19 protein-coding genes are annotated in these 25,506 nt (G+C 69.3%); 6 read left to right on the top strand and 13 right to left on the bottom strand.

From position 1 onward, the window contains the following. Nucleotides 1-524: 524 nt before the first annotated feature. Nucleotides 525-2,657, bottom strand: coding sequence for a DNA gyrase/topoisomerase IV subunit B (locus AC0KXF_RS00900; protein ID WP_473107409.1), 2,133 nt, complete (start codon nucleotides 2,655-2,657; stop codon nucleotides 525-527). Nucleotides 2,658-2,860: 203 nt separating this feature from the next. Here AC0KXF_RS00900 and AC0KXF_RS00905 point away from each other — a divergent pair, with 203 nt between their 5' ends. Next, on the top strand, nucleotides 2,861-3,082 hold the full coding sequence (locus AC0KXF_RS00905; RefSeq protein ID WP_223043936.1) for a DUF7455 domain-containing protein: 222 nt from the start codon (nucleotides 2,861-2,863) through the stop codon (nucleotides 3,080-3,082). Between the two features lie 78 nt (nucleotides 3,083-3,160). Here AC0KXF_RS00905 and AC0KXF_RS00910 read toward each other — a convergent pair whose 3' ends face one another. Beyond that, nucleotides 3,161-4,456, bottom strand: coding sequence for an RNA polymerase sigma factor (locus AC0KXF_RS00910; RefSeq protein WP_473107410.1), 1,296 nt, complete (start codon nucleotides 4,454-4,456; stop codon nucleotides 3,161-3,163). A 182-nt stretch (nucleotides 4,457-4,638) separates the two neighbouring features. Next, complete coding sequence (locus AC0KXF_RS00915) at nucleotides 4,639-5,586, bottom strand: proteasome assembly chaperone family protein (protein ID WP_473107411.1); 948 nt, start codon at nucleotides 5,584-5,586, stop codon at nucleotides 4,639-4,641. Nucleotides 5,587-5,766: 180 nt separating this feature from the next. Here AC0KXF_RS00915 and lpdA point away from each other — a divergent pair, with 180 nt between their 5' ends. Further along, entirely contained in the window at nucleotides 5,767-7,140 is a 1,374-nt protein-coding gene (gene lpdA, locus AC0KXF_RS00920; RefSeq protein ID WP_473107412.1) for a dihydrolipoyl dehydrogenase, read from the top strand. A gap of 43 nt (nucleotides 7,141-7,183) precedes the next feature. After that, entirely contained in the window at nucleotides 7,184-8,980 is a 1,797-nt protein-coding gene (gene sucB / locus AC0KXF_RS00925; RefSeq protein WP_473107413.1) for a 2-oxoglutarate dehydrogenase, E2 component, dihydrolipoamide succinyltransferase, read from the top strand. 24 nt (nucleotides 8,981-9,004) lie between these two features. Here the strand turns inward: sucB and AC0KXF_RS00930 are convergent, their stop codons facing one another. Beyond that, a complete protein-coding gene (locus AC0KXF_RS00930) occupies nucleotides 9,005-9,400 on the bottom strand; it encodes a hypothetical protein (RefSeq protein WP_473107414.1) in 396 nt (131 codons plus the stop codon). Between the two features lie 219 nt (nucleotides 9,401-9,619). Between AC0KXF_RS00930 and AC0KXF_RS00935 the strand changes: the two genes are divergently transcribed. The 3 genes from AC0KXF_RS00935 to glnA (AC0KXF_RS00945) all read left to right on the top strand — a co-directional run bounded on the left by AC0KXF_RS00935 (nucleotide 9,620) and on the right by glnA (AC0KXF_RS00945) (nucleotide 12,314). After that, the gene (locus tag AC0KXF_RS00935) at nucleotides 9,620-10,309 is read left to right on the top strand and encodes a DUF4191 domain-containing protein (RefSeq protein WP_473107415.1); all 690 of its coding nucleotides are present in this window, start codon (nucleotides 9,620-9,622) and stop codon (nucleotides 10,307-10,309) included. Nucleotides 10,310-10,314: 5 nt separating this feature from the next. Further along, nucleotides 10,315-10,746 carry an RDD family protein gene (locus AC0KXF_RS00940; RefSeq protein ID WP_473107416.1) on the top strand — a complete coding sequence of 144 codons (432 nt, stop codon included), beginning with the start codon at nucleotides 10,315-10,317 and terminating at the stop codon, nucleotides 10,744-10,746. A gap of 143 nt (nucleotides 10,747-10,889) precedes the next feature. Beyond that, the gene (gene glnA / locus AC0KXF_RS00945) at nucleotides 10,890-12,314 is read left to right on the top strand and encodes a type I glutamate--ammonia ligase (protein ID WP_473107417.1); all 1,425 of its coding nucleotides are present in this window, start codon (nucleotides 10,890-10,892) and stop codon (nucleotides 12,312-12,314) included. 145 nt (nucleotides 12,315-12,459) lie between these two features. On the opposite strand, the gene AC0KXF_RS00950 is transcribed toward glnA (AC0KXF_RS00945), so the two are convergent. The 9 genes from AC0KXF_RS00950 to glnA (AC0KXF_RS00990) all read right to left on the bottom strand — a co-directional run bounded on the left by AC0KXF_RS00950 (nucleotide 12,460) and on the right by glnA (AC0KXF_RS00990) (nucleotide 25,382). After that, nucleotides 12,460-13,572 (bottom strand): LLM class flavin-dependent oxidoreductase, encoded by a 1,113-nt coding sequence (locus AC0KXF_RS00950; protein ID WP_473107418.1) that lies wholly within the window; start codon nucleotides 13,570-13,572, stop codon nucleotides 12,460-12,462. Further along, on the bottom strand, nucleotides 13,565-14,887 hold the full coding sequence (locus AC0KXF_RS00955) for an enterochelin esterase domain-containing protein (RefSeq protein WP_473107419.1): 1,323 nt from the start codon (nucleotides 14,885-14,887) through the stop codon (nucleotides 13,565-13,567). The genes AC0KXF_RS00950 and AC0KXF_RS00955 overlap by 8 nt, the downstream gene beginning before the upstream one ends. Nucleotides 14,888-14,919: 32 nt before the next feature. After that, a complete protein-coding gene (locus AC0KXF_RS00960; protein ID WP_473107420.1) occupies nucleotides 14,920-15,714 on the bottom strand; it encodes an ABC transporter ATP-binding protein in 795 nt (264 codons plus the stop codon). A 32-nt stretch (nucleotides 15,715-15,746) separates the two neighbouring features. Then, nucleotides 15,747-16,787: a FecCD family ABC transporter permease gene (locus AC0KXF_RS00965; protein ID WP_473107421.1), complete on the bottom strand. Its 1,041-nt coding sequence runs from the start codon at nucleotides 16,785-16,787 to the stop codon at nucleotides 15,747-15,749. Continuing rightward, on the bottom strand, nucleotides 16,784-17,788 hold the full coding sequence (locus AC0KXF_RS00970; protein ID WP_473107422.1) for a FecCD family ABC transporter permease: 1,005 nt from the start codon (nucleotides 17,786-17,788) through the stop codon (nucleotides 16,784-16,786). The genes AC0KXF_RS00965 and AC0KXF_RS00970 overlap by 4 nt, the downstream gene beginning before the upstream one ends. Before the next feature lie 24 nt (nucleotides 17,789-17,812). Next, nucleotides 17,813-18,808: a Fe2+-enterobactin ABC transporter substrate-binding protein gene (gene fepB / locus AC0KXF_RS00975; RefSeq protein WP_473107423.1), complete on the bottom strand. Its 996-nt coding sequence runs from the start codon at nucleotides 18,806-18,808 to the stop codon at nucleotides 17,813-17,815. A gap of 16 nt (nucleotides 18,809-18,824) precedes the next feature. After that, nucleotides 18,825-20,627, bottom strand: coding sequence for a siderophore-interacting protein (locus AC0KXF_RS00980; RefSeq protein WP_473107424.1), 1,803 nt, complete (start codon nucleotides 20,625-20,627; stop codon nucleotides 18,825-18,827). Nucleotides 20,628-20,998: 371 nt separating this feature from the next. Next, nucleotides 20,999-24,031, bottom strand: coding sequence for a bifunctional [glutamine synthetase] adenylyltransferase/[glutamine synthetase]-adenylyl-L-tyrosine phosphorylase (locus tag AC0KXF_RS00985; RefSeq protein WP_473107425.1), 3,033 nt, complete (start codon nucleotides 24,029-24,031; stop codon nucleotides 20,999-21,001). 13 nt (nucleotides 24,032-24,044) lie between these two features. After that, nucleotides 24,045-25,382: a type I glutamate--ammonia ligase gene (gene glnA, locus AC0KXF_RS00990; protein WP_223043952.1), complete on the bottom strand. Its 1,338-nt coding sequence runs from the start codon at nucleotides 25,380-25,382 to the stop codon at nucleotides 24,045-24,047. Between the last annotated feature and the right edge of the window lie 124 nt (nucleotides 25,383-25,506).

Consider the following 25,506-nt stretch of genomic DNA (forward strand, 5'->3'; position numbering starts at 1 on the left):
GCGACCGCAGAAGAACCGGCCGGGCGGCAGCTCGGGCGCCAGTGCCCTGGCGAGCTGCCGCTGACGCTTGCGCCATGCGGCGGCGGGATGCGGGTTGAGTTCCTCGGCCTCGTCATCGTGCAGATCGAGTCGACGATGAACAGCGCGAAAGGGGTGCTCCAGGTCGCGGCTACGCAGTCGCGTCTTCGGCACACCGTGCTGGCGGGCGACTCGGGTGGAGAAAGCAACCCCGAGTTCGTCCGGGAGCGGTGTGGGGCGACGCGGCATGTACCCAGTCTCGCCGCGGCCGGTAGATCGAAAGCTCGCTTTCCGTGAGAATGTGCATAACTCGCGGATCAAGGCCGTGGAGCGGTCTTTGTGAGGGAGGTTCAGCCTGTTGCGGCCGTCCGGCCGTCCGACCCGGCCACACCCCTCCTCGGCGGCCTCTTCTGAAATCGGGGTCGCTTGCGGCGTCTATTTCGGGACGGAAGCGCCCTAAGCGACCCCGATTTCGGAAGGAGCCGGCCGGGCCGCACGGAGCGCGATCACGCGTCGATGCGCTCCCGATCCAGGTCGTCCGCGTTCTCCACGATGAACTCCTTGCGCGGAGCCACCTCGTTGCCCATCAGCAGCTCGAAGACCTTCGAGGCCGCCTGCGCATCCTCCACCCGGACGCGGCGCAGCGCACGCTGCGAGCGGTCCATCGTGGTCTCCGCGAGCTGATCCGCGTCCATCTCGCCGAGGCCCTTGTACCGCTGGATGGGCTCCTGGTACTTCTTGCCGCGACGGCGCAGATCAGCCAGCAGCGTGTTGAGCTCGCGTTCGCTGTAGGTGTAGATCACGTCGTTGGGCTTGCGGCCCGAGTTCTGCACGATCACCCGATGCAGCGGGGGTACCGCGGCGTAGACGCGACCGGCCTCGAGCATGGGGCGCATGTAGCGGAAGAACAGGGTCAGCAGCAGCGTGCGGATGTGCGCGCCGTCGACGTCGGCGTCGCTCATCAGGATCACCTTGCCGTAGCGAGCCGCGTCGAGATCGAAGTCCCGGCCCGATCCCGCGCCGATCACCTTGATGATGGCTCCGCACTCCACGTTGCTCAGCATCTCGGCGACCGAGGCCTTCTGCACATTGAGGATCTTGCCGCGGATCGGGAGCAGCGCCTGGAACTCGCTGTCGCGAGCCGGCCGGGCGGTGCCCAGGGCGCTGTCGCCCTCGACGATGAAGAGCTCGGTCTCGGCGACGTTCTTCGATCGGCAGTCGATGAGCTTCGCCGGCAGTGAGGAGCTCTCGAGCGAGCTCTTACGGCGCGCCGTGTCGCGCTGGGCGCGCAGCGCGATCCTCGCCTTCATCTCCGAGACCATCTTCTCGAGCAGTGCGCCGGTCTGCGCCTTGTCATCGCGCTTGGTCGACTCGTAGCGCTGCTCGAGGCCCTTGACGATCGCGCGCGACACGATCGAGCGCACCGCGGCGGTGCCGAGCACCTCCTTCGTCTGACCCTCGAACTGGGGCTCGGGCACCCGCACCGTGACGACGGCGGTCAGGCCGGTGAGGATGTCGTCTTTATCGGGCTTGTCGCTCCCGGCTTTGAGTTTACGCGCGTTCTGCTCGATCTGCTTGCGGAAGAACCGCGTGAGGCCCTGCTCGAAGCCGCTCAGGTGGGTGCCGCCCTTCGGGGTGGCGATGATGTTGACGAAGCTCTGCACCTCGGTGTCGTAGCCGGTGCCCCAGCGCAGAGCGATGTCGACATCGCAGTGCCGCTCGACCTCGCGCGACACGAGGTGGCCGGTATTCTCGTCCATCACCGGCACCGTCTCCGTGAAGGTGCCCCCGTCGCTCACCCGCCAGGTGTCGGTGAGCGGCGCATCGACGGCGAGGTAGTCGACGAACTCGGAGATACCGCCCTCGTACTCGAAGCGATGCACGGCGGGTGCGCCCGACTCGTCGAGCGACTCAGCTCGCTGGTCGGCGATCTCGATGGCGAGGCCGGGGACGAGGAACGCGGTCTGGCGGGCGCGGGTGACGAGCGATTCGGGCTCGAAGCGGGCGGAGGCGAGGAAGATCTGCGGATCGGCCCAGTAGCGCACACGCGTGCCGGTCACGCCCTTCTTCACCTTGCCGACGACACGGAGCTCAGACGACTCCTCGAAGGGCGTGAACGCCGCATTGGGGCCTTCGCCGTCGAACACACCGGGCTCGCCGTGGCGGAACGACATCGCCCAGGTCTTGCCGTCACGATCCACTTCGACGTCGAGGCGCGAGGAGAGCGCGTTGACCACCGAGGCCCCGACGCCGTGCAGACCGCCCGAGGAGGCGTAGCCGCCCCCGCCGAACTTGCCGCCCGCGTGCAGCTTCGTGAAGACGAGCTCGACGCCGGAGAGGCCGCTCTTCGGCTCGACGTCGACGGGGATGCCCCGACCGCGATCGCTGACGGTGACACTGCCATCGGCGTGCAGGGTGATGCCGATCTCCGCGCCGTGTCCCGAGAGCGCCTCGTCGACCGAGTTATCGATGATCTCCCAGAGGCAGTGCATGAGGCCGCGGGAGTCGGTCGTGCCGATGTACATGCCGGGGCGCTTGCGCACCGCTTCGAGACCTTCGAGGACGGTCAGATGGCGCGCCGAATAGTTCGACTCCTCCGACCGGGGCTTCGGGGTGGTGGCTGAAGACTCAGATGCCACTGCGGGATCTCCTCTGCTCGTATGGACGCGTCTACCCTAGGGCAAACCTCGGACACTGACGGTCTGGTGGTTCGGCGAGTGAGGATCTGGCGCGCCTGTTGCTACGCGCACAGCGAACCGTCCCCGTATCCAGCCCGAAAACGGTCGGGGCGTGCTTGGATAGAGATGCATCGATTGATGATTCGGATGAACGGGAGGATGCCATGACGACACTCGAGCAGGATCGTGCGACCGAGGTCGAGGCAGCGGATCGCCCGCTCAGTGCCCTGGACCGCTGCGACAGCTGCGGCGCCCAGGCCTATGTGCGCGTGATGCTGAACGGCAGCGAGCTGCTGTTCTGCGCCCACCACGCCAACAAGCACGAGGCGAAGCTTCGCCCGCTGGCCGAGGTGTGGCACGACGAGAGCCACCGTCTCCAGGCCTGAGCCGGACGACGAAAAAGGCCCCGCCCCTGATGAGTTCAGGGGCGGGGCCTTTCTCTGTCGCGTTGCTTCAGGGCCGGATCATTCCAGGTAATCGCGCAGCTGCTGCGACCGCGAGGGGTGGCGCAGCTTCGCCATGGTCTTCGACTCGATCTGGCGGATGCGCTCGCGGGTCACCCCGAAGGTGTCGCCGATCTGGTCGAGGGTCTTGGGCATGCCGTCTCCGAGTCCGAAGCGCATGCGGATCACGCCGGCCTCGCGCTCGGACAGCGAGTCGAGCAGCTGCTCGAGCTGCTGCTGCAGCATGGTGAAGCCCACCGCGTCGGCCGGAACGACCGCCTCGGTGTCCTCGATGAGGTCGCCGAACTCGCTGTCGCCGTCCTCGCCGAGCGGCGTGTGCAGCGAGATCGGTTCGCGGCCGTACTTCTGCACCTCGACGACCTTCTCGGGGGTCATGTCGAGTTCGCGACTCAGCTCCTCGGGGGTGGGCTCGCGGCCCAGGTCCTGCAGCATCTGGCGCTGCACGCGGGCGAGCTTGTTGATGACCTCGACCATGTGCACCGGGATGCGGATCGTGCGGGCCTGGTCGGCCATGGCGCGGGTGATGGCCTGGCGGATCCACCACGTGGCGTAGGTCGAGAACTTGAAGCCCTTGGTGTAGTCGAACTTCTCGACGGCGCGGATCAGGCCGAGGTTGCCCTCCTGAATGAGATCGAGGAACTGCATGCCGCGGCCGGTGTAGCGCTTGGCGAGCGAGACGACGAGGCGCAGGTTCGCGCCGAGCAGGTGGCTCTTCGCGCGCTGTCCGTCGCGAGCGACCCACTTGAGCTCTCGGGTGAGCTTCTTCGGGAGGTTCTTCTCGGTGGCGAGCTTCTCCTCGGCGAAGAGGCCGGCCTCGATGCGCATCGCGAGCTCGACCTCCTCCGCTGCGTTGAGGAGTGCGACCTTGCCGATCTGCTTCAGATAGTCCTTGACGGGATCGGCCGTAGCTCCGGGAATCGCGGTCGTGACGGCGGGAACATCCTCCTCATCGGAGGCCTTCAGCACGATCGCGCCGGTCGGCAGCGGTTCGGTCACGACGGGCGAGGGCTTCTCCTCCTCGGCGACCTCGGCCGACTCCTCCTCGACCTCGGTATCCACCTCGTCGAGCAGGTCGTCCTTCTTGGCCCGTCGAGTCGCGGGCTTCTTGGCCGCGGCGGTCTTCTTCGTCGTGGGCTTCTTGGCCGCAGGAGCCTTCTTCGCGGCGGCCTTCTTCGGCGCAGCGGTTTCGGTTGCGGCGGTGCCCTCCGCCGCGGCGACCTGCTCGGTCGCCTCGGAATCCTTCTTCGCCGCTTTCGCGGACGTCGCACGAGTCCTGGTCTTGGATGCAGTTGCCACGCAGCCGCCTCTCTGTCTGGTGTCTCCGCCGGAGCCGCCGATGGTGCCGACGGGTGCTCACAGCATGAAAACCCATGTCAAGCCCGTTGTATTCCCGAGAACGGGAAAACGCTGGATTGAATGGGTTACGACCTCTATTATTGCACGTCGCGCAGCGGCCGACCGACCGTGCACCGGGGTGCTCAGCCTCGAGGCTTGCCGTCGTCCTCGCCGTCGTCGGATCCGGACCCCGCCTGACGCTCGGCCAGGAAGCGCTCGAGTTCGCTCGCGAGCTGCTCGGCCGTGGGGATCATGCCGTCTTCGCCGACGAGCGGGGACCGGATCGTCTGATCCTCCATATAGGCGTCGTAGCGCTCCTCGAGCGTCCGAACCATCTCCAGGGACTCCTGGTTGCTCGCGATCTGCTGGTCGACCTGGGCCATGAACTTGCGTGAGGCCTCCCGCACCGAGTCGGTCGAGAGGATGAGTCCCGTCGCGGCCATAATGCCGTCGAGCGCCGCGTAGAGCGCTTCCGGATACTCGGTGTTCGCGAGGTAGTGCGGGATCAGCAGGGCGAAGCCCACCACCTCCTCCCCCATGCTGTGCAGGCGGTACTCCAGCACGTGGGCGGCCGAGGCCGACAGCCGTGTGGTCGGGCGCCAGGCCGAACGCTCCTCGATGAGATCGTCACGGGATCCGCTGACGGTCGTCGCGACGGGCCGGGTGTGCGGCACGGGCATCGGGATCGCGTGCGACCACACCGTGGTGGACACTTCGAACTCGTGCACCAGCAGCAGCACCGAGTCGATGAACTGGTCCCATCGGAAGTCGGGCTCGTAGCCGCTCAGCAGGAGGAACGGGCGCCCGAGCTCGTCGTGCACGAGGCTGAGGGTCAACTCCTCGGGCGAGTAGTCGATCAGGTGGTCCTCGTCGAAGGTGATCACGGGCCGCCTGGCGCGGTAGTCGAGCAGGAGGTCGGCGTTGAAGCGCAGCAGCTCTTCCGGCTCGTAGCGGCTCCAGAGGTACTCCTCGAGCTGGGAGATCGCCCCGCCGGCATCGGTCAGCCCCTGCATGGCGACCACGAGCGGAAGGCCGCGCGGCACCCCTGCGCGTCGCTCGGCGTAGTCTGCGGAGAAGATCGAATCGGTCACCCTTCCATCCTAGGGAGACGGGGCGCTCGTGGCGCGGCCCGCAGTCACGCCCGTAGCGAACCCGCAGCCGCGCTGCAACGCCCGCTGCGCCGATCATCGCCGGGTGTAGGCTGGACGCAGTGCGCCCGACACCATCCCGGGCGGCAGTACTCATTGCGAACACCCCGAGGGAGATCCCACTTGGCCGATCAGCAGTTTGACATCGTCGTCCTGGGTGGCGGAAGCGCCGGTTACGCAGCCGCCATCCGCGCCAAACAACTCGGATTCAGCGCCGCCGTCATCGAGAAGGACAAGCTCGGGGGGACGTGCCTGCACCGCGGGTGCGTGCCGACCAAGGCGCTGCTCCACTCTGCGGAGATCGCCGACGTGGCCAGGGAGGGCGAGGCCTACGGCGTGCTCTCGAGCGTCTCGGGCGTCGATATCGCGGGTGTCACCCGTTTCCGCGAGAATCTCGTGGCCGGCAAGTTCAAGGGTCTGCAGGGGCTGCTCAAGGCCAACGGCATCACGGTCATCGCGGGCGAGGGTCGGCTCGTCTCTCCCACGACCGTGCAGGTCGGCGAGGATCGGGTGATCGGCAAGCACGTCGTGCTCGCGACCGGTTCCTACTCGCGATCGCTGCCCGGTCTCGAAATCGGCGGTCGCGTCATCGCGAGCGAGCACGCTCTCGAACTGCAGGAGATCCCGAAGCGCGTGGTCATCCTCGGCGGCGGCGTGATCGGCGTCGAGTTCGCGAGCGTCTGGCGCTCCTTCGGCGCCGAGGTCACCATCGTCGAGGGTCTGCCTCACCTCGTCCCCAACGAGGAGGAGTCGGTCTCGAAGCAGCTCGAGCGCGCCTTCCGCAAGCGCGGCATCGATTTCAAGGTCGGCGTGCGCTTCCAGTCGGTGTCCCAGGACGCGAACGGCGTGACGGTCTCTCTCGAGGACGGCACCCAGCTCGAGGCCGACTACCTGCTCGTGGCCGTCGGACGAGGCCCCGCCACGCAGGGACTCGGGTTCGAGGAGGTCGGCGTCGAGATGGATCGCGGCTTCGTGCTGACGAACGAGCGTCTCGCGACGAACGTGCCGGGCGTCTACGCCATCGGCGACATCGTCCCCGGCCTCCAGCTCGCCCACCGCGGCTACCAGCAGGGCATCTTCGTCGCGGAGGAGATCGCGGGCCTCAACCCCGTCGTGGTGCAGGACGTGAACATTCCGAAGGTCACCTACTGCGATCCCGAGATCGCCTCCGTCGGCCTCACCGAGGCGAAGGCGAAGGAGCAGTTCGGCGCGGAGAACGTCTCGAGCTACGAGTACAACCTCGCGGGCAACGCCAAGAGCTCGATCCTCGGCACCGCGGGAACGGTCAAGGCCGTGCGCGTCAACGACGGCCCCGTCGTCGGAGTGCACATGATCGGTGCACGAGTCGGCGAACTCGTCGGCGAGGCTCAGCTCATCGTCAACTGGGAGGCCTACCCCGAGGACGTCGCGCCCTTCATCCACGGCCACCCCACCCAGAACGAGACCATCGGCGAGACCATGCTCAAGCTCGCGGGCAAGCCGCTCCACGCCATCTGAGCGCGGCCGACAGACTTTTACGAACGAAACGGAGATAAGCACGATGAGTGAATCGGTGGTCCTCCCCGCACTGGGTGAGAGTGTGACCGAGGGCACGGTGACCCGCTGGCTGAAGAACGTCGGCGACACCGTCGAGGTCGACGAGCCCCTGCTCGAGGTGTCGACCGACAAGGTCGACACCGAGATCCCGTCCCCCGTCGCCGGTGTTCTCGAAGAGATCCTCGTGCAGGAGGACGAGACCGCGGAAGTCGGTGCAGTGCTCGCCCGCGTCGGCGATGGCAGCGGCTCCGCGGCGCAGGGCGGCGCTCCCGAGGCAGCCGCGCCGGCCGCCGAGGCGACTCCGACCGAGCAGCCGGCGCCCGCCCAGCAGGCCGCGCCCGCGCAGTCCGAGGCGCCTGCCGAGTCCGCCTCCCAGCCCGCTCAGGCGGCCGCCCCCGCGGCCTCCGAGGCAGCCGGATCCGACTCTCAGGAGATCGTGCTGCCCTCGCTCGGCGAGAGCATCACCGAGGGCACGGTGACCCGCTGGCTGAAGAACGTCGGCGACACCGTCGAGGTCGACGAGCCCCTGCTCGAGGTGTCGACCGACAAGGTCGACACCGAGGTTCCCTCGCCGATCGCGGGTGTGCTGCAGGAGATCGTCGTGCAGGAGGACGACACGGTCGAGGTCGGTGGCGTGCTCGCACGTGTCGGCAGCGGCGCCGCCCCCGCTGCCGAGCCCGCACAGCCCGAGGCCACCCCGGCGCAGGAGGCTGCTCCCGCTCAGTCCGAGGCCGCGCCGGCGCAGCAGGCCGAGCCCCAGCAGCCGGCAGCCGCCGAAGCTCCCGCTCCGGCGGCTGAGACCACGCAGCCCGAGGCTGCTCCCGCGGCGCCTCCCGCCCAGCAGCCCGCCCCCGCCGCTCCGTCGCAGTCGAGCGAGCAGGCCGCCCCCTCCTCCGGCTACATCACGCCGATCGTGCGCAAGCTCGCCCACGACTCCGGCGTGGACCTCTCCAAGGTCATCGGAACCGGAGTCGGCGGGCGCATTCGCAAGGAGGACGTGCTCGCCGCTGCGGAGAGCGCCAAGAGCGCGGCTCCGGCGACCGCTACTGCAGCTCCCGCCTCAGCGCCGAAGGTCGAGGTCTCCGAGCTGCGCGGCACCACTCAGAAGATGAGTCGCCTGCGCAAGGTGATCTCCGAGCGCGCGGTAGCATCGCTGCAGAGCACTGCTCAGCTCACCACGGTGGTCGAGGTCGATGTGACGCGAGTCGCGCAGCTGCGTCAGGCGAAGAAGGACGAGTTCATGCAGAAGACGGGCTCGAAGCTCTCCTTCATGCCGTTCTTCGCGCTGGCCGCAGCCGAGGCACTGCGCACCTATCCGATCATCAACGCGACCGTCGACGGCGACTCGATCGTCTACCCCGACCACGAGAACATCAGCATCGCGGTCGACACCGAGAAGGGTCTGCTCACCCCGGTGCTCCGCGACGCGGGTGAGAAGAACATCGCGCAGATCGCGGGTGAGATCGCCGATCTCGCCGCACGCACCCGCGACAACCAGCTCAAGCCCGATGAGCTCGCCGGGGGCACGTTCACGCTGACCAACACCGGTTCGCGCGGCGCGCTCTTCGACACCCCGCTCGTGTTCCTGCCGCAGTCGGCGATTCTCGGGACCGGCGCGGTCGTGAAGAAGCCGGCGGTGGTCTCGGGTCCCGACGGCGACGCGATCGCCATCCGTTCGACGGTCTACCTCGCGCTCTCCTACGATCACCGCATCATCGATGGAGCGGATGCCGCCCGCTTCCTCACCCAGATGAAGCAGCGGCTCGAGGCCGGCGACTTCGAGGGCAGCCTCGGAATCTGATCGGCGCCGCATCGCGCAATCCGCTCACGGGCCGCGGCCACCTCTCCCGGTGGCCGCGGCCCGCGGCGTTATCCGGCCGTGCAGCGCGTAGGCGAGGGCCTCGGTCGCGCGCAGCGCATTCCAGGGTTCGCCGTGCGCCTCGATCTCGCCTACCCCCTGAGTCACCGCTTCGAGAAGCAGGCCTGCCGCCCCCACCGTGTCCCAGCGACGCAGCGAGCGCTCGAGCAGGTGCAGCGGGACGCCGAGAGCGCGACAGCCTCGGTCGTGCCGGTGCCGCGCTCGTCGACGAGTGCTGCCGTCCGGCGGCGCGCAGGTTCCCCAGCGGCGCAGTTCGATTCCCGCGAGGCAGACTCTCTCCAGACGCTCGGCAAGGGCAGCGGCGGCTCCGCTCCGGCTGTCGCGGGGTTCTCCGGTGCTCATGTCGCCTCCTCGGCGGGCTCTGACGGACTCGTGTGCTCGCGCGATCACTCCCAGTGTGCCGGGCCGGACCGCCGGAGCGAGCGCCGATCACGCCACCCGTGGATAACTCCGCCGATGTCCATCTCGACCGAGCGCTGTGAGCGAACAAGAACCGTCTGACGCGGGGCGATCCGCCGCGAACGGTCAATGATCCGCGCCGGAGCCGATATCCTAGATGGCATGGCAGAAGAGAAGGCGAAGCGCAACGGTCGCATCCGGCAGATGGTGGAGATCTACAAGACCACTAAGGTCCACGATCCCAACCTCCCCTGGGTATTGCTGCTGTGCTTCATTGCTCCCGTCGCCGTCTCCGTCGTGCTCGCGTGGCTGCTGAACGGCGGCTGGTTCGGCTGGGTGATCTGGCCTGTCACCGGTGTGCTCGTCGGTATCCTGCTCGCGATGATCGTGCTCGGTCGTCGCGCGGAGACCATGGCCTACCGGCAGATCGAGGGCCGTCCTGGCGCCGTGGGCGCCGTCGTGCAGAGCGCGCTCCGGCGCTCCTGGCGTGGTTCGGAGGTCCCGGTTGCGATGAATCGCAATCAGGACGCCGTGTATCGGGTCGTCGGTCGTGGCGGTGTCGTGCTCATCTCCGAGGGCTCCCGCCAGCGTACGCAGCGCATGGCCGCCGACGAGGAGCGCAAGATCAAGCGCGCGCTGCGCAACGTCGAGGTCGTGCACCTGTACGTCGGCCCCGATGGTGACGGTGTGCCGCTGCCCAAGTTGTCGAAGACGCTGATCAAGCTCAAGCCGAAGCTCAACCGCAACGAGGTGACGGCCGTCTACAACCGCCTCTCATCTCTGCAGTCGACGCCCGTCGGCATTCCGAAGGGCATGGATCCGAATCGGGTGCGGCCGCAGCGTCCGCGCTGATCCCGATGCCTGCCTCTTCAGCGCCTCAGCGCTTCGGCGACCTCGAGCCCAGCAAATGGCCGGGCGAGCGGCTCGGCCTTCCCGAATCGGGCCCCCGCTCCGTCGCGCGGATCGGCCGCCGCGCTCTCGCGATCCTGATCGACTGGGGGCTCGCGGCGCTGCCCGCGTACCTGCTCATCGGCGGTCCGCACCCCGAGCTGTGGAACATACTGATCTTCGGCGTGATGCAGATCCTCTTCATCCCCACCATCGGGGGCTCGATCGGGCATCGTCTGCTCGGCCTTCGCGTCGCCTCCATATCGGGCGGCTGGGTCGGCCCCTGGCGACCCCTGGTGCGCACGGTCCTGCTGCTGCTCGTGATCCCGGTGCTGGTCTGGGATTCGGATCAGCGCGGCTTCCACGACAAGGTCGCCGGGACGGTGCTGATCCGTGCCTGATCCCGTCTCGACCGAGGTCGACGCCGGTGTAACACCCGCGAAACATCGGAATCACGGTTTTGAAATCAGGGTCGCATAGGCTGGTAACACGCAATCGGGCCGATCCGTCGTGAAGACCGGTCCGATCTGACACGAGGAGCAGTATGTTCACCACACCCCAAGAAGTGATCGACTTCATCAAGGAGACCGACGTCAAGTTCGTCGACATCCGCTTCGTCGATCTTCCCGGCGTGCAGCAGCACTTCAACATCCCGGCCTCCACGGTCGACCTCGACTTCTTCGAGGTGGGGCAGATGTTCGACGGCTCCTCGATCCGCGGGTTCGCGGGCATCGCCGAATCCGACATGCAGCTCATCCCCGATGTCGGCACCGCCTACATCGATCAGTTCCGCGCCGAGCGCACCCTGATCCTCATCTGCGACATCTTCAACCCCCGCACGGGTGAGATCTACTCGAAGGATCCGCGCCAGATCGCGAAGAAGGCCGAGCAGTACCTCGCCTCGACCGGCATCGCCGACACCGCCTTCTTCGCCCCCGAAGCCGAGTTCTACATCTTCGACTCGGTGCGTCACGAGACCACGCCCCGCCGCACCTTCTTCGAGATCGACTCCGAGGAGGCCGGCTGGAACTCCGCTCGCGATGATGAGGGCGGCAACCTCGGCCACCACACTCCCGCGAAGGGCGGATACTTCCCCGTCTCCCCCGTCGACAAGCAGGCTGATCTGCGCGACGACATCTCCCTCCGCCTCATCGAGGCCGGGCTCGAGCTCGAGCGCTCCCACCACGAGGTCGGCGCACCCGGCCAGGCGGAGATCAACTACCGCTTCGACACGCTCGTGAAGGCCGCCGACGATGTGCTCAAGTTCAAGTACATCGTCAAGAACACGGCCGAGCTCTGGGGCAAGACGGCCACGTTCATGCCGAAGCCGGTCTTCGGAGACAACGGCTCGGGCATGCACACGCACATGTCGCTGTGGAAAGGCGGCGAGCCGCTGTTCTACGACGAGAACGGCTACGCGCAGCTCTCGGATATCGCCCGCTGGTACATCGGCGGCATCCTGCACCACGCTCCGGCACTGCTGGCCTTCACCAACCCCACGATCAACAGCTACCGTCGCCTCGTCAAGGGCTACGAAGCCCCGGTCAACCTCGCCTACTCGGCCGGCAACCGCTCGGCGGCCGTGCGCATCCCCCTGACGGGTTCGAACCCGAAGGCCAAGCGCATCGAGTTCCGGGCTCCCGATGCGTCGGGCAACCCCTACCTCGCATTCGCGGCGCAGATGATGGCGGGCCTCGACGGCATCCGCAACCGGATCGAGCCGATGGAGCCGATCGACAAGGATCTCTACGAGCTGCCCCCGGAGGAGGCCAAGAACATTCCTCAGGTGCCGGGCTCGCTCGAGGAGGCGCTCGACGCGCTCGAGGCGAACCACCAGTTCCTGCTCGAGGGCGGCGTGTTCACCGAGGAGCTCATCCAGACCTGGATCGAGTACAAGCGCGAGTACGAGATCCTGCCGATGGCGGTGCGCGTGCATCCCTTCGAGTACGAGATGTATTACGGGGTCTGAAACTCGGACTGTCTCGATTGTTCCGTGAGGAGCCAGGCCGGCACCTCTGCTGATACCAGTGGAGGTGCCGGCCTATCCACGCGCCTCAGGGTAGCCGCGCGATCAGGAGGCCGGGAGCCGCGGCCCCTCCACCGTCGGCCGGTGGTCAACGCAGAGCGAGGTGCTCCCGCAGCGTGCGCCCCTCGTAGCCGCGGCGGAAGAGCCCCCGTTCGACGAGCGCCGGCACGACCCGCTCGAGGAACAGCTCGATCGACCGCCAAGAGCCACCGGAGAGTGCGATGAACCCGTCGATCGCCGAGGCGCGGGCCCACGCCGCTATCTCCTCGACTGCGTCCTCGGGCGTGCCCGTCACGCTCCAGTGCCCTGGCCCGATTCCGGTGCGTTGCACGCCAGCGATGAGCCGGACCTCGGCGCGCGTTTCGGCGAGCGTCAAGACGAGGCCGGGGAGGAACCGAACCGCGTCGGCCGCCCGCCCCGCGCGCACCGCGGCGACGCGGAGAGCCGAGCGCTGCGACGCCGCGTCGTCGATGGACCCGGCGACCGCGAACACCGCGTCCGCGCAGGCTCCGGCGAGGGCGACGCCCCGAGGCGAAGCGCCCGCCTGGAACAGCGGCGGCTCACCGGAGGGATGCGCGGCGACGGTCAGCGGGCCCGCGACGCGGAACCGGCCGTCATCCCGGTCGACGCGGCGTACCCGGCCCCGGTCGGCGAACCGCCCTGCTGCCCGGTCCAGGACCAGCGCGTCGGCCGGATAGCTGTCCCAGAGCTCGCGCACGGCGTCCACGAACGCGCGGGCGCGCGCGTACCGTTCCTCCCCCGTCGGGGCCTCCACCCCGTAGTTCTCGGCTCCGCCGAGGGCTGTGACCGCGTTCCACCCGGCTCGTCCGTCGCTGAGGCGATGCAGCGACATGAGACGCCGCGCCGCCGCATAGGGCGAGTCGACGAGCGTCTGCACGGTCGGTACGACCCCGATGCGCGAGGTGCGCGCCGCGAGCGCCGTCACGAGCGTGTGAGAGTCGTGGGTGCTGAAACCGGGCGCACGATCCAGCGCCGCGGGATCGAGGAAGCCGGCGTCGGGGGCGAAGAGGAAATCGAGGGCAGCCGCCTCCGCGGCGGCCGCGAGGTCGGCGAAGGGGGCGAGGTCGAAGAGCTCCTCCACGCGGCTGCCCTCGGCCCGCCAGGCATCGCCGCGCAGCCAGGTCGGTGAGACGGCGAGCCCGATGCTCAGCCGCACGCGGGCACCGAAAGCCTCATCCATGGAGGACCGTGTCTCGCAGCAGCCCCGGCAGGCCCATCGACCAGCAGGCCTCGTCGTGCCCGCCGTCGAACTCGCCGTAGGAGAATCGCTCGCAGCGCTCCCCCAGAACATCGCGCAATCGACGGGTGGGCTCGAGCAGCACCCACTCCTGCAGCCCCACCTCGAGCGTCACCGTGCCGAGACGCACGTCGCTGTCCCCGATCGCTCGAGTCAGCCATTCGGCTTCGTGCGCGCCGCTCACGGCGTTCGGCCACCAGAACGATCCCGATTGGCACACCGACACGCCGAACCGCTCGGGTGCCGCGCATTGGGCGTAGAGGGCGGTGAGGCCGCCGAGGCTCTGGCCCGCGATCCGAGTCCGCGCCGGGTCTGCGGTCAGCGGTGCTCCGAGAGGTCCCCCGGAGCCGAAACCGTCGCCCGTGTGAGCGTTCAGCACCCGCACGAGATCGGCGACGAGCTCGGGAGAGCAGGTGAGGTCCCGCACCCGCCGCTCCAGGTCTCCTGAGCCGACGAGCAGCGTCACGGTGGGCGGCAGTACCCCCGCCGCCTGCCACTCGTCGAGCACGTGTCCCGCGTCGGTCCAGCGCTCACCGTCGAGCAGCACCAGCACGTCCCATGTCTCGGGCGCCGGCCCGGCTGGGATGTGCCACCACAGGTCGGCACGCGCCCGGTCGCCGACGGGGACCACCCGGCCCGGACCGGCCGTGGCGCGGGGCGCGTCCGCGGTGCCAGCGGTCAGCACGCTCGCCGGCACGTCAGGCCCCGACGCGACCGACGGTAAGTAGCCGCCGGGCCGGGCTGACTCGCGGGCGAAGGGGTCGGCGACCGCGCAGTGCTGCAGGTCGAACCACATCGCGATACGGTCGCGGTGCTCGGGCGCGGCGGCGGCGAGGGCGCGGGGCCTGCGCAGCTCGATCATTTGCGCGACCTCGGGCGCGACCCGGGTCTCCGGCCCGCCCTGGGCGGCGATCGCGTAGCTGCCGCGCCAGCCCGATCCCAGGCGTATCGCGTACCACCAGATGTCCGTCCCCGGCACGTGGGAGAAGAAAGCATGCCCGATCTCCTTCGGGTCCACGATCTTGTTGCCGAAGAGGGCGACCCGTTCGGTGCCGGGGCCGCCTCGGTGCACGAAGGTGTAGGTGCATTCGCCGTCAGCCACGTCCTCGAGCAGGGGCGCGCCCATGGTCTTGACCTCGCCCCAGAACTCGGCGACCGCGAGCGGCCCGGGCCGATCGCCGAGCGCGGCGATCCGGGGGCTGGCTACCCGTCGCACCGGGTCGGGGCGCGTCGCCTGCGGGGGTACCGTCATGGTCATGGCCGCACCACCGCGGGGCGGCTCGGGGAACATCACTCCGCCCTCCCCTGTCGTGCGCGGGGCACCACGAGCGGCCGCCCCGTCTCGGGGTCGTCGAGCACGATGGCGTCGAGCGAGTAGGCGGCCGCGAGCACCTCGGGGGTGACGACCTCCGCGGCGGTGCCCTGCGCGATGACGGCGCCCTCGTGCATCGCGACCATGCGATCGGCGTAGCGGGCCGCGAGGTTGAGGTCGTGCAGCACGGCCACGACCGTGCGGCCGCGGCGAGTGAGGCTCGCGCAGAGCTCGAGCACGTCGATCTGATGGGCGATGTCGAGGAAGGTGGTGGGCTCGTCGAGCAGCAGGATCCCCGTCTCCTGCGCCAGCGCCATCGCGATCCAGACGCGCTGCCGCTGACCGCCGGACAGTTCGTCGACCATGCGTCCCGCGAGATCGCGCATGCCGACCTCGACGAGCGCGTCCGCGACGATCCGCTCGTCGTCCTCGGACCACTGACGCAGCAGGCTCTGGTGGGGGTACCGCCCGCGGGCGACCAGGTCGCCGACAGTGATCGCCTCCGGGGTGACGGGCGACTGCGGCAGGAGGCCGACGCGGCGGGCGAACTCCTTGCCGCGCATGTCGCCGACGGCCTTCCCGTCGAGTACGACGCGCCCCGCCTCGGGGTGCAGCATGCGCCCGAGTGCTCGCAGCAGCGTCGACTTGCCGCAGGCGTTCGGGCCGACGATGGCGGTGAACGCGCCGGTGGGCACGGTGAGGTCGAGCCGGTCGATCACGGTGCGGCCGTGGTAGCCGACCCTGATTGCCTCGGCGGCCAGTGTGGATGTCATGATGGGTGGGATCCTCCGGTTCGGGCGGGTGCTCAGACGCGGCGCGCGAGCAGCCAGATGAGGTACAGGCCGCCGATGATCGAGGTGACGATGCCGATGGGCAGGCGGAGGCCGATGTCGACGTGTTGCGACACGATGTCGGCGAGGGCGAGCAGGATCGCGCCCATCAGCCCGGAGAGCACGAGCAGCACGCTCCCCCGACGGGCGATCCGGATCACGATCTGCGGGGCGGCGAGGGCGACGAACGCGATCGGCCCCGCGACGGCGGTGGCCAGCGCTGTGAGCAGTACGCCGACGACGAGCATGCCGAAGCGGATCCGCTCGACTGCGATCCCGAGGCCCGCCGCTGCCTCGTCGCCCATCTCGATCATGCGCAGCGCGCGGCCGAACGCGAGCACGACCGGCAGCAGGACGACGAGCGCCGCAACGATACTCCAGACATGGGGCCAGCCGCGCCCCGTGAGGGAGCCGGCCTGCCAGACCTGGGCCGCGGAGGCCTGGGCGACGCCGGCCCGCACGAGCAGCAGGTCGGTGATCGCGGCCATGATCGCGCCGATCCCGATGCCGACGAGCACGAGGCGGATGCCGCCCGTCACGCCGTCCTTGCGCGCCAGCAGGTAGACCACGAACGCGGTCACGAGGCCGCCGGCCACCGCGGCGAGGGCGGTCTCGAGCACGCCGCCGCCGAAGAACGTGATCTGCGCGACGGCGCCGGTCGCCGCACCCGAGGTGAAACCGATGATGTCGGGCGAACCGAGCGCGTTGCGGGAGAGGCTCTGGAAGACGCAGCCGGCGATGCCGAGGGCGAGACCGACGAGCAGGGCGCAGAGCAGGCGCGGGAGACGACGCCCTTGCACCGTGCGGACGCTGCGCTCCTCCCCGACGCCGAACAGCGCCTGCAGCACCTCGGCGGGCTCGAGCGTGATCGATCCGAGGATCAGGCTGACGGCGCCGATGATGGCGAGCAGCACGATGAGCGCCGCCGCGAGGACGGCAGTCCGTACGTCGAGTCGGGCGCTGAAGGGTCCGATCCTGACGGGGAGGCTGCGAACGACGGGAGGCGGGGCTGTCATGCGGCGACCTTCCTCTTACTGCGCACGAGAGCGACGAACACCGGACCGCCGATGATCGCCGCGGCGACGGCGGTGGGGATCTCGGCTGGAGCGATGACGACCCGTCCGAGCACGTCGGCGACCATGAGCGTCGCGGGCCCGACGACGACGGTCGCGGGGATCACGTAACGGTGGTCGGACCCGACGAGCATGCGCACGGCGTGCGGTGCGACGAGGCCGATGAAGCCGATGGGCCCCGCTGCAGCCGTCGCCGACCCGGCGAGCAGCACGACCACGAGGCCTCCTCCCCCTCGGGCCAGCGGCGCTGAGACGCCGAGCGACCGGGCGCTGTCGTCGCCGAGCGCGAGGGCGTTCAGCGAGCGGGTGAGGATCAGCGCGCCGAGCGCGCCCGCGGCGATGAAGGGCAGCACCGTCGCGGTCACCCCGAGGTCACGACCCTGCAGGGTGCCGACCGCCCAGAAGCGGAACTGGTCGTAGGCCGACTCGCGGCTGAGCAGCACCGCGGTGGTGATGGCGCTGAGGAACATCGCGACCGCAGCCCCGGCGAGAGCCATACGGGCGGGCGTCGCGCCCGAACGGTGGGCCGTGCCGAGCGCGTAGACGACCACCGCGGCGACGGCGGCCCCCGCGAACGCGAAGCCGAGATACCCGACGAGGTTCGTGACACCGAACCAGACGATGCCGATCACGACGGCGAGCGAGGCCCCGGCGTTGAGGCCGAGCAGACCGGGCTCGGCGAGCGGGTTGCGGGTGAGCGACTGCATGACGGCGCCGGCGACGGCCAGTCCGACACCGACGACGACGCACAGCGCGGCGCGCGGGAGGCGGGAGCTGACGACGATGAGATGGTCGTCGTTCGTCGAGTCGTAATGCAGCAGGGCGTCGATCACGGTGCTCGCCGGCACGTGGTGCGAGCCGAGCCCGAGGCTCAGCACGGTCGTGACCGCGAGCACGATGATGCTCGCGGTCACGACCGTCGCGAAACGCGTTGCCGAGGTCACTGCTCTATGTCTGCGGCCCGGAGCTTACTGCTCGGAGCCGAAGGCGTCCACGACCGCCTCGACCATCAGGCGCGCGCTGTAAGGGTCGATGCGGAAGGAGGTGCTGCCGGCGGGCACGACCGTGTCGTCGGCGACCGCCTTGGCATTCTTCAGCAGCGGGTCGGTCTTGATGCCCTCGACGCCGTCGCGCTCGATGCTCACCATGAAGAGGGCGCTCATGTCGCCGAGCGCGGCGGGCAGGTTCTCGGGCGTGATGCCGAGCGCGTCCGAGCGCTTCTGCGCAACGAGATCCTCGGCCGGCTCCTTGTACTCGAAGCCGAGCTCCGTCAGGATCTCGGCCTGCGAGCTGTTCTCGGTGAAGACCATCGAGGGGTCGGCGCCGTTGTAGGAGAGAGCCGTGACCGGGCCGTCGACCGGGGTGATCTTCTCGGCTTCACCTGCGACCCACTCGTCGAACTCGTCGAGCGCGGCGGCGGCGTCGTCCTCGTGGCCCGTCGCCTCGCCGAGCTGGGCCATGACCTCGCGCCAGTCGTGCGACCCGTAGTCGATCATGATCGTGGGTGCGATCTCGCTGAGCTGGTCGTAGGCCTCGAGGGTGTTGTCGGCGCCGATGCTCGAGGCCACGATGAGGTCGGGCTCGGCGAGCTCCACCGCCTCGAGGTTGAGCTCGAGATCGGAGTAGAGCGTCTCGACGCCGCGCTCGTCGGCCACTTCAGCCCACTGCGAGAAGAAGCCTTTGTCGTCGGTCAGCGGGGTCACGCCCGCCGCAGCGGTGGCGGTAAGCGGGGCGTCGATCGCGAGCAGCGAGCCCGTCAGGGTCACGCTCGTCGAGACCACGTTCTCGGGTTTCTCCGGGATCTCGGTCTCACCGGCGTCGTGGGTGATGGTGCGCGGCCAGGTGCCGTCGGCGTCGCCGGCGGCGGCGTCCCCTTCTGCTGAGGATCCAGAGGAGGCGCAGCCCGTGAGGGCGAGGAGGGCGACCCCTGCGGCCGCGGTGATGACGCGAAGCGATCTCTTCACGATGAGGTTCCTTTCACTAGTGGTTCGGGTACAGCTGAGATGCCGGCCCCGTCTCCGTTATGGCGGCGCCGAGGTCTGTCTCGGGTTCAGGGGGCGGGGCGAGGATCATCGCGTCGATCCCCCAGCCGAGCGGGAAGGCCCGCTCCAGGCGCCACCCGGCGACGGCCCCGAGGCGGCCGACGGCCTCGGCCTCGCGCAGGCCGACGCCGTTCACGGCGAGGGTGCGCACGTGCGCCTCGTGGGCCGCGGGGTCGAGCGAGTCGGGTCTCGCCCGCTCGACGACGACGAGCGACCCGGTTCGGCCGAGTAGGCCGGTGAGCATCTCGTGGGCCTCGGCGTCGGTTCGATCCCCCAGCGCGAGGGCGAGGACGGCGACGTCGACAGGACGATCATCGTCGTCGGCGCCGTGGTCACAGAGCCCGAGCAGCACACGTCGCTGCGCCGCTCCCCCGCCGAACAGCAGGTCGGCGCCGACGCCGGCCTCACGGGCGATCCCTGCCAGCTCTGCGGCGCCCGGTCCGGTCAACAGCGCGCGATGCGCCCCGCCCCAGACCGGGTCTTCGAAGAGCCCGCGGGCGAAGAAGCGCAGCATCGCGGCTTCCTCGCACTGCTCGGCGAACAGGGCCTCGTCGGTCTCGAGCATGTTCGCGAGGGACGAGCCGTGGACCCGGCCCCATGCTGCTCCCGACCCACTCATCGCGTCCGGCAGCTCGACGAGGGCGCGGACCACGCGCGCCTCGTGCCCGTCGAACGCCTCGCGGACATGCTCGTCTGCGAGGAGCGCCTCACCTGCGGCACCCAGAGCGAGTCGGCCCGCGGCGTCCTCCGCGACGATCCCGTGGTGGGCGAGCGTGGGCAGCAGCGCGGCGAGGGCTTCCTCGCGCATGCCGAGCCGCTCGGCGAGGTCGGAGGCCGGCGTGCCCGGCCGGTCGGCCACGAGGTCGACGAGGCCGCTCTCGCAGGCGGCCCTCACGGCGAGCCAGGCGACTGGCGAGGGCACCTCGGGGAAGGCGACGCCGAGCTCCTCGTCGTCGGCGTGCCAGTACCCGGTGATGCACACGCGGTCCTTCGGCATGCCCCGTTCACGGCCGAGGAACCTGCGCAGCGGCAGCAGCGTGCGGCTCTCGCCCGCGGCCCAGACGAAGCCGTCGCCGTCCGCCGGCACGACGGCGCGCACGGCCTTCTCGAGGGCCGCGCGGTCGGTGGGCGACGCGACGACCCAGTCGAGGGCGTCCCCTTCCCGCACCGCGAGATCTTGACGCGCGAAGGGCTGCTCGATGGTGACGACGATCCGGGCAGGGACGTCGAGCGGACGTTCGTCGAGGAAGCGGCCGATGGCGGGAAGCGCTGTCTCGTCGCCGACGAGCACGATCCAGTCGAGCCGCTCGGGTAGCACGATCGACGACTTCGGCCCGACGATCCACAGATCGTCGCCGACGCGGGCCTCACGGGCCCAGTCCGAGGCCGGGCCATGGCCGTGCAGCACGAAATCGAGGTCGAGTTCGCGGGAGGCGGCGTCGACACGGCGGGGCGTGTAGTCTCGGGCGATGCGCGCCGGCGCGGCGGTCCACTCGATGCCCTGGGCCAACTGCGTCGGCAGCACCTCGGGCAGCTCGGCGGGGTCGGCGAAGATCGCCTTGACGTGGTCGTCGAACGTCGGCGAGTGAAACGGGCCGAGCGTCAGGCCGTCCCGTTCGAAACCGCCCATCTCCGGCCCTCCGAGGGTCACCCGACGCATCCGCGGGGTCACGTCGCGCACCGCGAGCACGTCGAGCCTGCGCAGCACGAGCGGGTGGGTGACGAAGTCGCGATGCGCCATGAACGAGCCTCCATTGCAGGGCTGTGACCCAGATCATCCGATTAAAGCAATCCTCACCTTATCTACATCAGATGATTGCGTGCAAGCTCCGGTGCCAGGCATCGCTGCCCATGCGGACCGACCGAACGCCGAAAGCCCCCGGCCGAGCGGCCGGGGGCTTTCGAAGTGGTGTCGGGCGACAGCGGTGTCGCGATGGGCTCACCGAGTCAGGATTCGAGCTCGTCTTCGAACTCAGCACCGTCTTCGGCGAGGATGGCCTCGAGGAATGACTGTAGGTACTTCATAACAATCAGATTACGCTTCTTGCTCTGATTTGACTAGTCCCCCTCGTGAACACGGGTCGCATATTTCGTGACGTGACGGTGAACAGCTCAGGGAAGCGGGTAGCGAACGTCGTCGTCCGAGTACCCGAAGAACTCTCGCTCGAACACCGCACGCGCGCGTCGGGAGACCGCGAACCACCGCTCCTCCAGCTCGAAGGTGCGTCCGCGGGGCAGGTCGAGCACGCCCACGATGCCCTCCAGGTCGTTGCGATCGACCGGCAGCGAATCGGAGGCCCGGCCGGTCCACAGCTTCAGGGCCGAGCGCACGCGGCTCGCGAAGCGCCAGGAGTCTGCGAGATGCTCGACATCGCCGGGGTCGAGCATCTCGAGCTCGCTCGCGGCTTCGAGCGCACGGAGCGTCGATACGGTCCGCAACTCGCCGTGCCGCGCCCCCGCTCGCATCTGCAGCAGCTGCACCAGCCACTCCACGTCGCTGATCCCTCCGGGGCCGAGCTTCAGGTGGCGTCTGCGATCGGCCCCCTGCGGAAGCCGTTCGGCCTCGACCCGAGCTTTGATCCTGCGCACCTCGCGCACCTCGTTCTCTCCGAAGCTCGCGGGATAGCGGATCTCATCGGCCAGGTCGATGAAGTCGGCGCCGAGCCCCTCATCACCGGCGACGGCCCTCGCACGCAGCAGCGCCTGCGCCTCCCACGTGACCGACCAGCGGCGGTAATAGGCGCGGTAAGCGTCGAGGCTGCGCGCGAGCGGGCCGTTCTTGCCCTCGGGGCGCAGATCGAAGTCGAGGTCGACGGGGAATCGCGGATCCGATACGAGACGCCGGAGCTCCGAGATGAGCCGCACCGCCTCACGCGAGGCGCGATCCGGAGCCACCGTCTCGGGCGCGCGAAACACCGCGACCACATCGATATCCGAGGCGAACCCCAGCTCTCCCCCGCCGTAGCGCCCCATGCCGATGATCGCGAGCTCGATCGGGTCGCCCTCCCACTTCGCCGCCGCATCGATGCGGATGGCCGTGAGCAGCGCATCGAGAAGCGCGGTGTGGGCGGCGTCGAGACCTATCGCGACCTCGGCATCGTCGATGACGCCGGTGATGCGGCCCATGGCGAGGCGCAGCACCTCTCTGCGGTGAACGGTGCGCAGAGTGGTGGCCGCGGCTTCGGCACCGGGGCGGCGGGAGGAGAGGGATCGCATCTCGGCGAACAGCTGAGCGCGGCTCATCGGGCGCAGTTGCTCGTCGCGTTCGAGCCAGGCCACGGATTCGGGAAGCGATTCGAGCAGCTCGGCCGCGAACCGTGAGCAGGACAGCACCCTCGTGAGCCGCTCGGCTGCCTCGGTGCCGTCTCGCAGCAGACGCAGGTACCACGGGGTCTCGCTGTTGGCTTCGCTGACGCGTCTGAATGCCAGCAGGCCGTAGTCGGGATCGGTGCCCTCGGCGAACCACTGCAGCAGCACGGGCATGAGATTGCGCTGGATCCGCGCGCGACGCGACGTGCCGCGCGTGAGGGCGGCGAGATGCCGCATCGCCCCGTCAGGGTCGCGGAAGCCGATGCTGACCAGCCGGGCGCGCGCCTCGTCGCTGCCGAGCACGAGCTCCTCTTCGGGCAGCGAGGCGACGGCGCTGAGCAGCGGGGCGTAGAAGATCTTGAGGTGCAGCTCGCGTACCTCGCGCTTGGTGCGCTCCCACGTCTGCAGCAGCGCCTCGCCCGTCTCGGCGAGGCCCGTTGCGCGCGCGAGCACGCGCAACCCCTCCTCGTCGGTGGGCATGAGGGCCGTGCGCCGCAGCTCGCGCAGTTGCAGCCGGTGCTCGAGCACGCGCAGGAAGCGGTAGTCGGCAGCGAGCCGCTCGCCGTCGCTGCGCGCCACGTAGCCTCCGTCGACGAGCGCGCGCAGAGCGGGCAGCGTGCCGCGCAGATGCAGGCGATCGTCGTACTGGCCGTGAACGAGCTGCAGCAGCTGGACGCTGAACTCGATATCGCGAAGCCCGCCGGGGCCGAGCTTGAGCTGCACCTCGAGCTCTCCGTCGGCGATGTGCTCGGTCACGCGCTGCCTCATGCGCTGCACCGATCCGACGAAGTCCTCGCGCGACGACGACGCCCACACCAGGTCGCGCGTTCGCTCGACGAACTCGCCTCCCAGACCGATATCGCCCGCGAGCGGGCGCGCCTTGAGCAGGGCCTGGAACTCCCAGGCCCTGGCCCAGCGCTCGTAGTAGTTGAGCATGGAGCCGAGCGTGCGCACGAGCGCGCCGTGGCGGCCTTCCGGACGGAGATTCGCGTCGAGCTGCCAGAGCGGGGGTTCGAAGGCGGGATCGTGGATGCCCCGCATGGTCTCACTCGCCAGCCTCGTGCCGACGCGGATCAGCGCGTCGTCTCCGAGCACCTCGTCGTCCGCGCTGGCGACGATGAACACGACGTCGACGTCGGAGACCACGTTGAGCTCCTCGGCACCGCATTTGCCCATGGCGACCACTGCCAGACGGGCGGCTGCGATGCGCTCGTCGCTCACTGCGGGGCCCGAGCAGCCGGCCGCGAGGCTCGCGCGCGCGACCGCGAGCGATGCCTCGATCGCCGCGCCCGCGAGCGCCGAGAGCGAGGTCGCGACCCGCTCGAAGACCTCGGGGGCGCGGCCCTTCCGCCCGCGCCGGAGGTCGAAGAGCATCAGTTCGGAGAGCAGCTCCCGGTAGCGCACTCGCAGCGCGTTCCACCCCGCCTCCGCGGCGAGCGGCTGGCCGGCTTTCCCGCCCTGCACGGCTTCGAGCAGTTCGAAGCGGGCCTCTTCGGCCTCGATCACCCGGCCGCCTGCGTGGAGGATCTCGGCGAGTCGTTCGGGGCGCCGCGCGAAGAAGTCGCCGAGGGCAGGAGAGGCGCCGACGAGCAGGCAGAGTCTGTGGAGATGCCGCGGCTCGAGATCCCGCATCCGCTCAGGGTGGGACTCGGCGAGATGCCTCACCCGGATCAGTGCGGCATCGGGGTCCGCTGCACGGGCGAACGCCCGCAGCAGCACATCGACGGGTGCGTCGAGGCTGCGGCCGAGCGCGTGCAGCTCCTCGCGCGCTTCGGAGAGGTCCTGAAACCCGGCGCGTGCCACATCGGCGAGACGCAGCACCGTCTGCTCGGCCACCGTCCGGCCTCTCTCAGATCGTGTCGAGCATCGAGCCGAGCTCGTAGGGGGTGACCTGTGCCCGGTACTCGCTGACCTCGCGTCGCTTGTCACGGATGAAGTACGCGAAGACCTGTTCACCGAGCGTCTCTGCGACAAGCTCGGAGCGTTCCATGACTGCGAGCGCGTGGTCGAGGCTCGTGGGCAGCGGATCGAATCCCATAGCTCGCCGCTCGCCGTCGCTCAGCGCCCACACGTTGTTCTCGGCCTCGGGCGGCAGCTCGTACTCGTCGCGGATGCCCTTGAGGCCGGCGGCGAGCAGCACCGAGAAGCCGAGGTAGGGGTTCACCGCGCTGTCCATGCCGCGGTACTCGACGCGCGCCGCGCCGCCCTTGCCCGGCTTGTACATGGGTACGCGCACGAGCGCCGAGCGGTTGTTGTGGCCCCAACTCACGAACGACGGTGCCTCGTCACCGCCCCAGAGCCGCTTGTACGAGTTGATGTACTGGTTGGTGACCGCCGTGATCTCGGGCGCGTGACGCAGCAGGCCGGCGACGAAGCGACGCCCCGTCTGCGAGAGCTGGTAGCGGGCGGCCGGATCGTAGAAGGCGTTGGTGTCGCCCTCGAACAGCGAGAGGTGCGTGTGCATGCCGGAACCCGGATGGCCGACGAGGGGCTTCGGCATGAAGGTGGCGTGCACACCCTGAGCGATCGCCACCTCCTTCACGACCGTGCGGAACGTCATGATGTTGTCGGCCGTCGTGAGCGCGTCCGCGTAGCGCAGGTCGATCTCGTTCTGGCCGGGGCCGGCTTCGTGGTGGCTGAACTCGACGGAGATTCCGAGCTCTTCGAGCATGGCCACGCTCTCGCGCCGGAAATCGTGCGCCGTGCCCCCCGGAACATTATCGAAGTACCCGGCGCGGTCGACCGGTACGGGCCCCTCCGGCCCGTACTGCGCCGACTTCAGCAGGTAGAACTCGATCTCGGGGTGCGTGTAGAACGTGAATCCCTGCTCTGCGGCCTGCGCGAGCGTGCGCTTCAGTACGTTGCGGGGATCCGCGACCGCGGGCTCGTCGTTGGGAGTGCGGATATCGCAGAACATGCGAGCTGTGGGCGCAGACATGCTGCGCCACGGCAGCAGCTGGAAGGTGGAGGGATCCGGCACTGCGAGCAGATCCGACTCGTACGCGCGAGTCAGTCCCTCGATCGCGGAGCCGTCGAAGCCGATGCCCTCGCTGAACGCGCCCTCGACCTCTGCCGGTGCGAGCGCCACGGATTTCAACGTGCCGGAGACGTCGCTGAACCACAGGCGCACGAATTTCACGCCCCGCTCTTCGATGGTGCGAAGAACAAAATCGCGCTGCTTGCTCACACCGGCTCCGTTCGCTCAGTTGACGATTATTGCCAGACTAGCGCGCCCCTGTGACATTCGTGTTTCAGCGGTCGTTTCCGCGGAAGCGGCTCGGGGCGGGCGGCTGCTCCTGCGCGCCGTGCGC

The sequence above is a fragment of the Leucobacter holotrichiae genome (assembly GCF_055791005.1).

Bases quoted from the DNA above. Each gene is read 5' to 3' on its own strand.
- AC0KXF_RS00905 (WP_223043936.1), top strand. From the start codon at position 2,861: ATGACGACACTCGAGCAGGATCGTGCGACCGAGGTCGAGGCAGCGGAT.
- sucB (WP_473107413.1), top strand. From the start codon at position 7,184: ATGAGTGAATCGGTGGTCCTCCCCGCACTGGGTGAGAGTGTGACCGAG.
- AC0KXF_RS00930 (WP_473107414.1), bottom strand. From the start codon at position 9,400: ATGAGCACCGGAGAACCCCGCGACAGCCGGAGCGGAGCCGCCGCTGCC.
- AC0KXF_RS00935 (WP_473107415.1), top strand. From the start codon at position 9,620: ATGGCAGAAGAGAAGGCGAAGCGCAACGGTCGCATCCGGCAGATGGTG.
- AC0KXF_RS00940 (WP_473107416.1), top strand. From the start codon at position 10,315: ATGCCTGCCTCTTCAGCGCCTCAGCGCTTCGGCGACCTCGAGCCCAGC.
- glnA (WP_473107417.1), top strand. From the start codon at position 10,890: ATGTTCACCACACCCCAAGAAGTGATCGACTTCATCAAGGAGACCGAC.
- AC0KXF_RS00950 (WP_473107418.1), bottom strand. From the start codon at position 13,572: ATGGATGAGGCTTTCGGTGCCCGCGTGCGGCTGAGCATCGGGCTCGCC.
- AC0KXF_RS00955 (WP_473107419.1), bottom strand. From the start codon at position 14,887: ATGACCATGACGGTACCCCCGCAGGCGACGCGCCCCGACCCGGTGCGA.
- AC0KXF_RS00960 (WP_473107420.1), bottom strand. From the start codon at position 15,714: ATGACATCCACACTGGCCGCCGAGGCAATCAGGGTCGGCTACCACGGC.
- AC0KXF_RS00965 (WP_473107421.1), bottom strand. From the start codon at position 16,787: ATGACAGCCCCGCCTCCCGTCGTTCGCAGCCTCCCCGTCAGGATCGGA.
- AC0KXF_RS00980 (WP_473107424.1), bottom strand. From the start codon at position 20,627: ATGGCGCATCGCGACTTCGTCACCCACCCGCTCGTGCTGCGCAGGCTC.